General features: G+C 41.1%; 11 protein-coding genes. 5 read left to right on the top strand and 6 right to left on the bottom strand.

The features are described from left to right. Position 1 precedes the first annotated feature (1 nt). The 4 genes from CWB60_RS04745 to CWB60_RS04760 all read right to left on the bottom strand — a co-directional run bounded on the left by CWB60_RS04745 (position 2) and on the right by CWB60_RS04760 (position 4,765). On the bottom strand, positions 2-1,171 hold the full coding sequence (locus CWB60_RS04745) for an efflux RND transporter periplasmic adaptor subunit (protein ID WP_138579123.1): 1,170 nt from the start codon (positions 1,169-1,171) through the stop codon (positions 2-4). A 258-nt stretch (positions 1,172-1,429) separates the two neighbouring features. After that, positions 1,430-2,710 carry a polyamine export protein PaeA gene (gene paeA, locus CWB60_RS04750; protein WP_138579125.1) on the bottom strand — a complete coding sequence of 427 codons (1,281 nt, stop codon included), beginning with the start codon at positions 2,708-2,710 and terminating at the stop codon, positions 1,430-1,432. A 115-nt stretch (positions 2,711-2,825) separates the two neighbouring features. Next, positions 2,826-3,536, bottom strand: a complete 711-nt coding sequence (locus CWB60_RS04755; protein ID WP_138579127.1) for a transporter substrate-binding domain-containing protein — start codon at positions 3,534-3,536, stop codon at positions 2,826-2,828. 119 nt (positions 3,537-3,655) lie between these two features. Beyond that, positions 3,656-4,765 (bottom strand): arginase family protein, encoded by a 1,110-nt coding sequence (locus CWB60_RS04760; protein WP_004588757.1) that lies wholly within the window; start codon positions 4,763-4,765, stop codon positions 3,656-3,658. Positions 4,766-5,200: 435 nt separating this feature from the next. On the opposite strand from CWB60_RS04760, the gene udp reads away from it, so the two are divergent. Next, a complete protein-coding gene (gene udp, locus CWB60_RS04765) occupies positions 5,201-5,956 on the top strand; it encodes a uridine phosphorylase (protein ID WP_004588758.1) in 756 nt (251 codons plus the stop codon). Between the two features lie 81 nt (positions 5,957-6,037). Here udp and cdd read toward each other — a convergent pair whose 3' ends face one another. Next, complete coding sequence (cdd, locus tag CWB60_RS04770; protein ID WP_138579129.1) at positions 6,038-6,964, bottom strand: cytidine deaminase; 927 nt, start codon at positions 6,962-6,964, stop codon at positions 6,038-6,040. 107 nt (positions 6,965-7,071) lie between these two features. Next, a complete protein-coding gene (gene ppc / locus CWB60_RS04775) occupies positions 7,072-9,717 on the bottom strand; it encodes a phosphoenolpyruvate carboxylase (RefSeq protein WP_004588760.1) in 2,646 nt (881 codons plus the stop codon). Between the two features lie 120 nt (positions 9,718-9,837). Between ppc and CWB60_RS04780 the strand changes: the two genes are divergently transcribed. The 4 genes from CWB60_RS04780 to CWB60_RS04795 all read left to right on the top strand — a co-directional run bounded on the left by CWB60_RS04780 (position 9,838) and on the right by CWB60_RS04795 (position 12,955). After that, on the top strand, positions 9,838-10,236 hold the full coding sequence (locus CWB60_RS04780) for a thiol-disulfide oxidoreductase DCC family protein (protein WP_138579131.1): 399 nt from the start codon (positions 9,838-9,840) through the stop codon (positions 10,234-10,236). After that, complete coding sequence (locus CWB60_RS04785; RefSeq protein WP_138579133.1) at positions 10,233-10,955, top strand: SDR family NAD(P)-dependent oxidoreductase; 723 nt, start codon at positions 10,233-10,235, stop codon at positions 10,953-10,955. The genes CWB60_RS04780 and CWB60_RS04785 overlap by 4 nt, the downstream gene beginning before the upstream one ends. Before the next feature lie 9 nt (positions 10,956-10,964). Beyond that, on the top strand, positions 10,965-11,576 hold the full coding sequence (locus tag CWB60_RS04790; RefSeq protein ID WP_138579135.1) for a flavin reductase family protein: 612 nt from the start codon (positions 10,965-10,967) through the stop codon (positions 11,574-11,576). A gap of 158 nt (positions 11,577-11,734) precedes the next feature. Then, positions 11,735-12,955 carry a M24 family metallopeptidase gene (locus tag CWB60_RS04795; RefSeq protein WP_138579137.1) on the top strand — a complete coding sequence of 407 codons (1,221 nt, stop codon included), beginning with the start codon at positions 11,735-11,737 and terminating at the stop codon, positions 12,953-12,955. Positions 12,956-12,979 lie beyond the last annotated feature (24 nt).

Below are 12,979 nucleotides of genomic sequence, written 5' to 3' on the forward strand. Positions count from 1 at the left end.
GTTATTGCGCTTTGTCAGCTGTTGCTGATGGTGAAACTTCAGTCGGTGTTACCGGCGCTCCAGGGCGAATTTTTTGTAACCCTTCAATAATCACTTTATCGCCATCGCTTAGCCCGTCGGTTACTAACCAGTTTGAACCAATCGTTCTGTCTACTTTTAAAACGCGGCTTTCAACGGTGTTTTCTTTGCTAACAACCATGGCTGTTGGCTCGCCTTTTGTATTACGGCTAACCCCACGTTGCGGCACTAAAATAGCGTTTTGTTTTACGCCCTCAACCACTGAGGCACGTGCATACATACCCGGTAATAATAACTTATCAGGATTTGGGAATTTAGCGCGTAAGGTAACCGACCCTGTGCTTGGGTCTACTGTCACTTCAGAGAACTGTAACGTGCCTTTAAGTGGGTAAGTTGAGCCATCTTCCATTTGCAGTTCAACATCTGTTTGCGATTGTGAATCAACGCTCAATGAACCTGAAGAAATAGCTTTTTTAAGTTGAGTTAGCTCGTTGCTTGATTGGGTTAAATCAACATAAATAGGGTCAAGCTGGGTCACTGTTGCCAATGCTGTTGTTTGATTAGCGCTAACAAGCGCACCAACAGTAACGCTCGATTTACTAATTTGGCCACTGATTGGAGAAGATACATGGCTGTAATCTAGGTTAATTTGCGCCGATTTAAGCTGTGCTTTTGCCGTTAATAGCTCTGCTTGTGCTTGCTTTTGCGCTGCATCTGCTTCGTCAAAGTCTTGCTGACTTACGGCTTTAATTTTTAAAAGCTCGCTATAACGCGACGCTTTTGATTTAGTGCTGGCAATACTTGCCTCAGCGCGGGCAACAGCTGCTTCGCTTGCTGCTAGGTCAGCTTCAAACGTAGCGGGGTCAATTTGATAAAGCGCTTGGCCTTGCTTAACTTGAGCACCTTCTTTAAATAAACGCGATTGCACAATGCCACTTACTTGCGGGCGGATTTCCGCAATTTGAAAAGCACTAATGCGACCGGGAAGCTCCTTTTTTAGTGTAAGCGCTTGGCTTTTTAATGTAATTACACCAACAGGTACTGCTTGTGGAGCTGAAGCTTGTTGCGAGTCAGCTGCTTGGTCGCAACCTGTTAAAGCAACAGATCCAACGAGGGCTGTTAATACAAATAAAGCGATGCGAGAACGCTGCATGTTAAATACCTTTTAGTCTATTTATGTCTAGAGTGAACGATCATTCTAAAGTAAATCTAAACGAGAATAAATTAAAATGGGTGCAAATTTACACTAACTTACAGTTGCAAAATTAAACTACGCCATAGGTTGTAGAAGGTGTTAATTTGATGAAAAATAAAACGGATAAGTATGAAAAATAAACTTTATTGCGGTGCGTTATTTATTAACCTGCAACAAAAAAGCCAAGCTAAGCTTGGCTTTAATGCAAATTTATCACTATTTATTTATACGAGACACCAATAATTGCTCAACCCTTATGCCCTCAACATCAACCACCTCAAATTTAAAGCCATTAAAGGTAAAGTACTCAGCACGTTTAGGTATACGCTTCATTGTGTATATTAAAAAGCCAGCCACAGTTTCAAAGTGCATTTGATCGGGAAACTCTTCAATGTCTAATACTTTTGCTAAATCAGAAATTGGGGTTAAACCATCCACTAACCATGAGTGCTCATCGCGGGCAATAATAAGTTCATCGCCTTGGTGGGTAATTAAATCTCCCATAAACCCTTTCATTAAATCTTTTACGGTAACAATACCGACTAACAAGGCATATTCATTTACTACCACAGCAAACGGTTTTGCAGCACTTTTAAATGCATTTAGCGCCTCGGACAGGCTTAGAGTTTCAGGTAAATAAAACACGTCTGTTTCAATCAGCTCTTGCTTAATATTAGCTGGCTCACCCTTTAGTACTTGTCGTAGTATATCTTTTGACTCAACAGAGCCGCGTAATTTATCTAAATTACCCGAGACCACTAAAAAATGATTATGGGGATTTTCAATAATTTTGGTGGCTATATCGTGGCTGCTTTCATTTAAGTCAAAATAAACTATTTGGTCGCGTGGGGTCATTACACTTGATAAAAAGCGTGCTTCTAGTTCAAACACATTGCCAATTAGCTCATACTCTTGTTGTTGTAAGCTGCCGTATTCTGCGCCCGCGTCCATCATCGCCACAATGTCTTCGGTGGTAACAATGTCTTCTCGCTCTGCGGGTACTTTAAATAAACGCAGTACAAAATTAGTTAAACCATTAAAAAACATCACTAATGGCGTAAGTGCAAAAGTAACCCATCGCATTATTGTTACCACACGCACAGCCACCGCTTCGGGCATGATCATCGCTAAACGCTTTGGCATTAAATCAGCAAATAATATAAACAGCGAGGTAATGGTAAAAAACGAAAATAAAAAACTAATTTTTTCAAGGTGTACACCTTGATAAAAAAGCACCAAGATACTTTGTACATAAGGCGATAGCTCTTGTTCGCCCACTATTCCGCCTAAAATAGCAATCGCGTTTAGGGCAATTTGGATCATCGCAAAAAACGCCCCAGGGTTTTCTTGCAGTTTTAATACCGCGGCCGCGTTATCACTGCCTTCATCGGCCATTACCCGCAGTTTAATTTTACGCGACGCTGCAATAGCAATTTCCGACATGGCAAACAACGCACTGATCAAGATCAATAAGCTAATCCCGATTAAATCACCCATTTAACGCTCCAAAAAGTTAGCGCTTTTTCAATAAAAAGCAGCTGATTATAGACGCTTTTTTAAACGCGGCAATTTATATTTATGCTTTTACAGGCTAAATTAATAAGCCATTGAATTAGCGTTGTTTATTTTGCTTTTTTGCTTCATCGAATGCCAGCGCAAGTCTATCTTGTAGGCTTTGCGACATGTTTTTATTACAGGCAAAGTAAAGGGGGGAGTGTTGTGTATTGAGCGTTAATATAGGCTCTAATAACTTAAGCTTTGGCTCAAACTGTGCGCGGTAGTTAAATTGTTTTTTACTTAAAATAACAAAGTCGAGAATATCGTGCCGTGTGCTTATTAATTTATCTATTTTGTCAAAGCTATCAATTATCAGTAAATTTTTAGCTTCAGTAAAACCGCGCTCTAATAAAAAATGATGACTAAAATTATCACGAATAACTGCGGTTTTATATTTTTTAGCATCGCTAAGCGTTTTTAAGCGAATGTTACGTGATTTAAGGGCATAAATAGCAGAGTCAAAACTTTCAAGCTCAGCTATCCAACTAAACTTACCTTCTCGCTTGGGCAATCTTGCAATTGAAAATATGCAGGTGTTTTTATCTCGCAATGTAGCGTTATAAGATAGCGCCCAACTATGCTCTAGCATAATATAATTAATATCTGTATTGGCGAGCGCGTTTCTCACTTTATCTACAGAGCGCCCTGCAAGTTGGTTGTTTTCGTCAATGTATTGAAAATCGGGGAATACTTCGGTCACTATTGTAATTTCAGCTGCATTGAGCCTTATGCATGCAAAACACAACAAAAATAAGTACAGCTTCATTCAGCTTCGCCTCAAAACTAAAACAGATATACACCAACTATAGCCGAGGGTAACCGAACCGCTAGTTTTTAACCTAGCCCTATACACTGATAGGACTAGGTTTTTTAAAGACTAACCTGCTATCTATTCATTGCACTAATTAAGAACGCTGAAATTTTAGCGCCTTCACGTAATGTTGTTTCTGAACTTGCTTGGCCTACTAATGAGCTGTCGGTAAATGGCGCTATTTCCATCATGTCGGCGCCAGTAATTGGAAACTCATCGGCAATAGCTTGTAAAATATCCAGTGCATGTTGCGGGGTTAAGCCGTTATCTTCTGGTGTGCCCGTTGCTGAGGCAAATTCGGCATCGAGTGCATCTATGTCAAAGCTTACGTACACTTCATCTACTTTATCGGCTTTAAGCTGCGCAATGGTTTCATCAGCAACCGCTTTTGCACCACGCTCTATAATTTCATTAGCCCAATGTTGTTTTACACCAAAGGTGCTTTCCCAGTGCGATTTAGGTTTACCGCTTGAGCGAATACCAAACTGGATTAAATGATGCGGTGCAGGTAAAAACTCTAATATATGCGTACACCACGAGCCAAAGCATAAATCTATCCCTAAGCGCTCTACTAATAAATCGGTATGCGCATCAAAATGAATAATAGCGGTACGTTTGCCTTGCTCGCGCTTAGCTTTTAAATACGCTTTAGTTAGCGGGTAGCTGATTGAGTGATCGCCCCCAATACCAAATATGCCTTTATCTTTAAATGTGGCGTAAAAGCTGTCACACACATCTTCGGTAATAGAAAGCGGGCTTACGTAGTAATCATCGTTTTTATCGCCGTATAGGGCTTTTTGGCAGTTTGAAATTGTGGCGTCGTTTAAGTATTTATCATGTAATAAATGCGGGATAACGCGTACATCACCTAAATCAAAAGAGCGGCACTGGGTTTGCTGATCAATCAAGGCTGAGCGTAAAAATAATGGCCCCCAGTTTGCTCCACGTAAAATACCGCCGCCACAATCTGAGCTAATACCTAACATAACCGCTTTGTGAGGAGATTCGGGTAATTGTGTTAAAGAATCGCGCCACAAAACATCAACATTTTCGCTTTGCCCATACAATTTATTACGTAATGCCGCTTTACGCTCTTTCGCGGTATTAACTGTAAATACACCATCGCCAGGTGCACATAAACAGTGCTCTACTTTACGTTTAAACGCGTCAAATTGTGTGCTCATAATAAATCCTATACTTGTGTGTTTTATTCATGTGGTTTTGATTAGTTATGCAAAAACTAAAATTATCGGCCTATTTGCAAATAACGCGTAGTGCGCTCACTTATTGTTCAAGCATTATTTACGCGCTTATATAAAAGCCGTTAAAATAATGCCAAAAACAAACCGTAACTATTTGTTATTAAATAACTAAAAACGCTTTAAACCACGTATTGATAAATTTAAATTATCACCATAATCAATACATATAGACTCTCAATAAACAAGTCAACCACCCGCCTTTTAACGAACTTTAAGCCTTTGATTTAATATTCAATGTGAATGAATAAAGCCATCATTTATAAGTATTTTTCAACATCGGACATACGTCCTGTACTTAGTTTACATTTGCCGTAATGATGCTAGATTGACAACAAATTTTTATAAAAAGGCTTAGTTATGGAAAAGGTATTTCACTTAGGATTATGTATTGACGATTTAAAAGGGGCTGAACTTGCTATTGTCCCTGGTGACCCAGATCGCGCTGCACGCATTTCTCAATTCCTAGACAACCCAACCTGCCTTGCTCAAACACGTGAGTTTCATGTTTATTTAGGCCAGTTAAATGGTCACTCTGTGGTGATTTGTTCAACCGGTATTGGCGGCCCTTCAACCTCTATTGCTGTAGAAGAGCTGGCACAGCTTGGCGTACGTACTTTCTTACGTATTGGTACTACTGGGGCAATTCAGCCACATATTAATGAAGGTGATATTTTAGTAAGCCAAGCCTCTGTGCGTTTAGATGGCGCAAGTCAACACTTTGCACCACTTAGCTACCCTGCGGTATCTGACTTTTTTGCAACTCAAGCTATGGTGCAAGCGTGTAAAAACCTAGATATCGACTTCCACATTGGTATTACAGCCTCAAGCGATACATTCTACCCAGGGCAAGAGCGTTACGATACGCATTCGGGTTATGTACCTAAGTCATTACAAGGTAGCTGTGAAGAGTGGCAAAACCTAGGTGTGATGAACTACGAAATGGAGTCTGCTACCTTATTTACCATGTGTGCAGCGCTAGGCCTTAAAGCGGCGTGTGTTGCCGGTGTATTGGTTAACCGTACTCGCCAAGAAATTCCAAATGTTGATCACGGTGAAATTGAGAAAAAATCTGTGGCTGTGGTTTTAGAAGCTGCAAAAGTACTATTAGGCTAATGCCTTTTTAGCGCTTTAATAAAACGCATAAAGCACAGCAATTGCTGTGCTTTATTGTTTTTAGCTTACCCTGAGCTCTGGTTACCTTAGCTTTGCGCTAATCACTTCTATTTCTGGCAAATTGCTAAAGCTTGCAAGTACCGCACGTGCTACTCCCCCTTGGTTTTCATGACCTTGGGTTTCTAACAGTGTAATTGCTTTAATCGTTTTATCGTTAAAGCTAAGACCCGCTAAAAACAATTGACTAAGCGCACTTTGTAGTGGCGAAAGGCTTGGGCTGTAAGCCGCGTTTTCTGCGTAACTGCCGTAAAAGTCACCATTATCAAAGGTGCTTATTTTAACTGCGCTAAAGTTGTTACTGTAAGGTACGTAGGCCATTAGCGCCATGGCTGCTAGTTTTTCATCAAGAGCTGTATCTGCAAATGTGTGTTGCTGCTGTTTTGGGTTAAACAGGCTAAAATCGTTGCCTAAATCAGTGGGGCCAAATGAATGCGGTAATAAATCAGCTAATTTAAAGTGCTGATCTGGTAGTAAAATATCAAACTCTTTTGCATCAGCCAGTTCGTTCATAAACTGCCTGCAATAACCACATGGGGCATCGCTAATTGCTATTTTTAGTATTTTTTTTGCGCCATTTAACCACGCATTGTTAATCGCCGACTGCTCTGCATGCACGACTAAACTAAGCGCTTGGTGATCAAACTCTACATTCGCACCAAAATAAAAATTTATATCACCTTGCTCATCAAGTGCTTTAACAATAGCTCCCACATGAAAATGAGAAACAGGAGCCACCGAAAATTCAGACGCTAAAGGCACTAAACCTTGTAATAACGCGTCATCAGATACATTAAGTTGCGCGCATAATTGGCTAATATCGTTAGGATGTAAAATACCGCGCTGGGCTTTTAATTGGCTGCGTAATGCTTGAGTTTGCGTAACGCTTAGTGAGATATGTGAATTTGTGAGTGCTGTGTCTTGTTGCACAGTAAAAGTTGCTGATGCCATAACATATTATAATTATTTAATGGCTAAGTAGTTTAAAAGGTTAGGCGCCTAAATGCCAGCAAAAAAAGGGAGCACACTGTGCTCCCCTATTTTTTAGTTAAAGTTGACTAACCAGTATTGCGCATACCTGCAGCTATACCTGTCATGGTGATCATTAATGCATTATCAATATCACCTTCACTCACTTTATCGCTTGAGCGCGAACGGCGCAGCAGCTCAACTTGCAGTACATTAAGCGGATCGGTGTACGGATTACGCAGCGCAATCGACTCTTTTATCCATGGTTGATCTGCCAATAAGCTATTTTGCGGGCTAAGCGATTGCACTAAGCTAATTGCTTCTTCTAGCTCTTTACGTAACGAGGTACCTAGTGGTTTGTACATATCTTCCACCAGCGCGTTATCGTAATGCTCACTTAACCAGCTATCGGCTTTACTAAATACCATTTCTAGCATTTCAAGACGTGCTCTGAAAAATGGCCATTGCAGGCTCATTTCGTGCAGTGTTTCTATGCCGTATTTATCAAGTGCCGCCTTTAAGCCTGTTAATGCGCCAAGCCATGCAGGTAACATTAAACGGTTTTGACTCCATGCAAAAATCCATGGAATAGCACGTAAGCTCTCCACCCCACCATTTGGATTACGTTTCGCAGGACGCGAGCCCAACGGTAATTTAGACAGCTCCAGCTCAGGCGTTGCCATTCTAAAGTAAGGAACAAAGTTTTCATCGTGGCGAACCACATTACGGTAGTGATCGCACGACTGCTCGCTTATCAACTTCATCACTTCACGCCATTCTTGCTTAGGCTCTGGCGGTGGTAATAAGTTACTTTGCAGTACAGCACCCGCGTAAATATTTAAACTTTGCAGTGCTACATCAGGTAAACCAAACTTAAAGCGGATCATTTCGCCTTGCTCAGTTACACGCAAGCCACCTTTTAATGAACCAGGCGGTTGTGAATGCAGTGCTTGTGCAGCAGGTGCACCACCGCGCCCTACCGTACCACCACGACCATGGAATAAAACAAGTTCAATGCCGCGCTCATCGGCAAGCTGCACTAGTTTATCCATTGCTTCGTACTGTGCCCAGCCTGCGGCCATCATGCCGGCATCTTTAGCTGAATCAGAATAACCAATCATGACATTTTGGGTATTTTTAATATGCCCGCGGTACCATACGTTATCAAGCAAAGTGGTAATTACATCACTACCAGCGTTTAAATCGTCAAGCGTTTCAAACAAAGGCGCTACTGGTAAATCAAACTGACAGCCACTTTCTTTTAAAAGCAGTTGTACAGCTAAAATGTCAGAGGCGGTACGCGCCATTGAAATAATATACAAGCCAAATGTTTTTTCATCTTGCTTAGCTATTACATCAAAGGTGTCGAGTACTTCTTGCACCTCTGGACTTGGTTGCCAGTTTTTAGGAATAAGCGGGCGGCGAGAATTAAGCTCGGTAAGCAAAAATGCTTGTTTGTCTTGCTCTTGCCATTGGTTGTAATCGCCTAAGCCTAGGTGGCGTGTAAGCTCAGAAAACACATCGCTGTGGCGGTCTGAATCTTGGCGTACATCAAGTTTTGCCAAACGCAGGCCAAAGCTATTTATACGGTGCAGTAAATCAAGTAATAAACCATCGGCGACAACTTTCATGTTGCACTTTAATAAAGAGCGATAGCACACCTCTACTGGGTGCTTGATTTGATTTATATCAGTGATTAAGTCTTCTGAATCGCTGCGCTTATTCTTAATTTTTGCACCTAAATGTACCACTGTTTCAGAGACTTGGTTTTTAAGCTTTTTAAGTACAGCGCGATAAGGTTCAAAGTCTTGTCCTGCCAGCTCAATTAGCTCATCGCTTGCATCTGACATGCTCAGCTCTGCGCTTAGCGTGTCAATATCACGGCTGTATAAATCAAGCGCCATCCAACGACCATGATCAAGTACTTGCTGTGTTACCTGTGCGGTCACAAATGGGTTACCGTCACGGTCTCCGCCCATCCAAGAGGTAAACTCAATGGGGCTATAATCAATTGGGAGCTCTAAACTTAAATGCTCTTTAACTTGATCTGAAAACTCACGTAAAAAGCGTGGCACAGCATGCCATAAGCTGTTTTCAATAACAGCGTATCCCCATTTAGCTTCATCAACTGGGCTTGGGCGAGAACGACGAATATCATCGGTGTGCCATGCTTGGCTGATAAGCTGAGCGATACGGTTTAAAATAGCTTCACGCTCTTGTGGTAAATTGTCTTTGCGCTCAAGCGAGGCTAAACAATCACTTAATTCTACGTGCTTATTAATAATGGTACGGCGCGTCACCTCGGTTGGGTGAGCGGTTAATACTAAGTTTATGTGGAGTTTTGAGAGTGTTTCGGCCAGATGATTACTATCTAATTGGCCTTCTTTTGCTTTTGCAGTTAACGTTTTTAATGTTTGAGTGAGAGGGTTTAGTTGGCAAAAACCAACATCATTAAAACGCGAAACAGTGTGAAACTGCTCTGCTACATTAGCTAAATTTAAAAAATGATTAAATGAACGGGCAACCGGTAAAAGCTCTTCATCACTAAGCGCATGTAGTACCTCAATTAGCGCTTGTCTGTCGTCTTCGTTACCACTGCGAGATGACTTTGATAAAGCACGAATTTCCTCTACTTTATCTAAAATCGCTTGGCCTTGGGCATCTTTAATAGTTTGTCCTAGTAGCTGCCCAAGTAAATTAACATTACCTCGCAAGGCGGCATATTGTTCACTCATTTCTCAGTCTCCTTTGTTTCATGGAATGCTATTAATATCATCATGAGCGCAGATTTAATAGATCCATTTGCAATGGTGAATCGTAATTAGCTATATGTAAATTATTAGAAAACGGCTTTTATGATCATTTTTTACGACGCCAGCTGCCCGCTTTGCAATACCGAAATGCAGCACCTTAAAGATGCTGATACTAAACATAAAATTGTTTTAGAAGACCTTAATAGCCACGATTTTAGCGCACGTTATCCAAGTGTTAATAAAAACAAGGCCATGGCTATATTGCATGCACAGTTACCAACTGGCGAGATAATTTACGGCTTAGATGTTACCTATCAAGCGTGGAAAACAGTAGGAAAATACCGCTGGTTGAAAATTTTTCGCTTGCCAATAATTCGCTACTTCGCTGATGCCGCCTATATGTTTTTTGCAAAACACAGACAAAAAATAAGCAGTTTGCTCATGCCAAACGCCTCCTGTTTAAACGGCCAATGCACTGTTAATACAAAGGACAAACAATGAAAACAATTGTTTTATTTGGTGCCAGCAGCGCAATAGCACAAGCTTATATTGAGCACCTACAAATAAATGCCCCCACAGTGCAAGTTATATGTGTTAGCTCAAAAAAGGCAGATACAAATAGTAATGTTGTTTACCTAAAGAGCGATTACACAGCGCAAAGCTTAGCCAAGGTTACAACTTACTTAAAAGAGCAAAATGCAGATATTCAACAAGTCGTTATGTTTAATGGCACTTTACACAACAAAACCCACATGCCAGAAAAAAAGCTAGAAGAGCTAAACGCAGACTATTTTAACGAATTATTTAATTCCAACACACTCACTCCCTTACTATGCTTACAAAGCATTTTACCGCTTTTAACACATAAAACGCAGTGCACTATAACGGCGCTCAGTGCGCGTGTGGGCAGTATTAACGATAATAAATTAGGCGGTTGGTATACATACCGCGCATCTAAATCGGCCTTAAACATGCTATTTAAAACCGCAGCGGTAGAATTGGCGCGCCGAGCTAAAAATACTAAACTGGTGTTATTTCATCCGGGCACTACCGATACAGCGCTTTCAAAACCATTTCAAAAAAACGTACCTGCGGATAAGCTTTTTAGCGCTGAATTTGTAGCTAAACAGCTTTTTACACTTACGTTTAATAACCCTCATTTAGAACTTAACGGTGAGCCCGCCTATTTAGATTGGCAAGGCGAAGCCATATCCTGGTAAGGACCTTTAATGCATTTTACTAAAGAGCGCATAAACGCACTTGAAAAACACACTCGTACTCATTTAATTAATTCACTTTCGGGTTTTAAAAGCGCCAACTTAATTGGCACGCAAGACAAGCAAGGCAATACAAATGTAGCTATTGTTAGCTCGGTTATTCATTTAGGGGGTCACCCGCCATTGGTTGGCATGATAATGCGTCCTAATAGCGTGCCTCGCCATACGTTTGAAAACATCATAGAAACCGGCTGTTACACCATTAACCAAGTTAATAAGGCCATATATAAGCAAGCTCATCAAACATCAGCTCGCTACGATAAAGGCGAGTCAGAGTTTGACGCGACAGGTTTAACGCCAGAATACCTAAATGAATTTACAGCCCCGTTTGTGCAAGAGTCGCGATTAAAATACTCTGTAAAATACGTTGAGCACCAACACTTAGCCGTTAATGGCACCGAGCTGGTTATAGGTGAAATTACCGATGTGTATTTAGATGAAGCTGCGCTGCAAAGTGATGGCTTTTTAGATTTACAAGCCATTGAAACAGTGGCTGTAACAGGGCTTGATAGCTACCACACTAGCAATAAATTATCGCGTTTACCTTACGCTAAAAAACCTTAGCATGAATGTTGTCGCATAATATTGAATTATGCTTTTACATTAAACACAATGCCTAACACCAATCTGCTTATTGGGCCTTTTTAACATTTTAGTGAAATTTAATATGTTAAATTGCTCAAGAATTTATGCAGCTTGGTATTGAAACCAAGGAGACTTTTATGGCCACACTAGGCGTTGGTACACACACAAGCGAGCAAGCATTAGCGGGATTAAGCAATATGACCGCCAATGTAACCCCTATTCAAGCAGATGAATATTTACAGCGCATTGCAAAAGCACAAGCTTATATGCAAGCAAATAATATAGATGCAATTTATTTAAATGCAGGTACAAACCTTACTTATTTTACAGGTATGAAATGGTATGCAAGTGAGCGCATGGTTGGTGCCATTTTACCCGCTATAGGCGATGTACAATACATAGCCCCTTATTTTGAAATTGGCACCCTAAACGGCTTTAAAGTGATTGAAGGCCCCATTCATGGATGGCAAGAACACGAAAGTCCATATGCGTTATTTGTAAGTGTACTCAAGCAGCTCAACATTAATGACAATGCCACAATAGGCATTGATGAAAGTGCACAGTTTTTTATATTCGACGGTATAAACAAAGCGCAAAAAGGCCTAAATATAGTTAATGCACAGAGCGTTACTGCACATTGCCGCATGCATAAGTCGGTAAACGAATTAGCGCTCATGCAATGCGCAATGGATATGACTTTAGCTGTACATCAAGCAACTGCAAGCATGCTTTACGAAGGTATTACCACCACAGAGGTAGAAGCCTTCATTAAAAAAGCGCATCAAAAAGTAGGCGCCCCCGGTAACTATTTTTGTATTGTTTTATTTGGTGTGGCGACCTCATTTCCACATGGCGTTAAAGATGCGCAAGTGCTTAAAAAAGGCGATATGGTATTAATAGATACCGGTTGCAAAGTGCATGATTACCTTTCAGATATAACCCGCACCTATGTATTTGGTGAGCCAACAGTGCGCCAGCGCATGTTTTGGGATCATGAAAAAGCAGCGCAACTCGCCGCCTTTAGTGCTGCAAAAATTGGCGCTACGTGTGAAGCAGTTGATGCCGGCGCTCGTCACTATTTAGCGGCTCAAGGATTGGGGCCACAGTACCAAACACCGGGCTGCCCGCATCGTACGGGCCATGGTATTGGCTTAGACATTCACGAATGGCCTTATTTAGTCGGTGGAGACAAAACCCCACTTGCACCTGGCATGTGTTTTAGTAACGAGCCAATGCTAGTTATACCTGATGAATTTGGTGTACGTTTAGAAGATCACTTTTATATGACCGACAACGGCCCACATTGGTTTACACAACCAAGTTACAGTATTGACGACCCGTTTGGGCTTAACGCTTAAACCCTTTATAAAGAGCAGCAATTA

The organism is Pseudoalteromonas sp. S327 (assembly GCF_005886415.1).
Lineage (GTDB): Bacteria > Pseudomonadota > Gammaproteobacteria > Enterobacterales > Alteromonadaceae > Pseudoalteromonas > Pseudoalteromonas atlantica.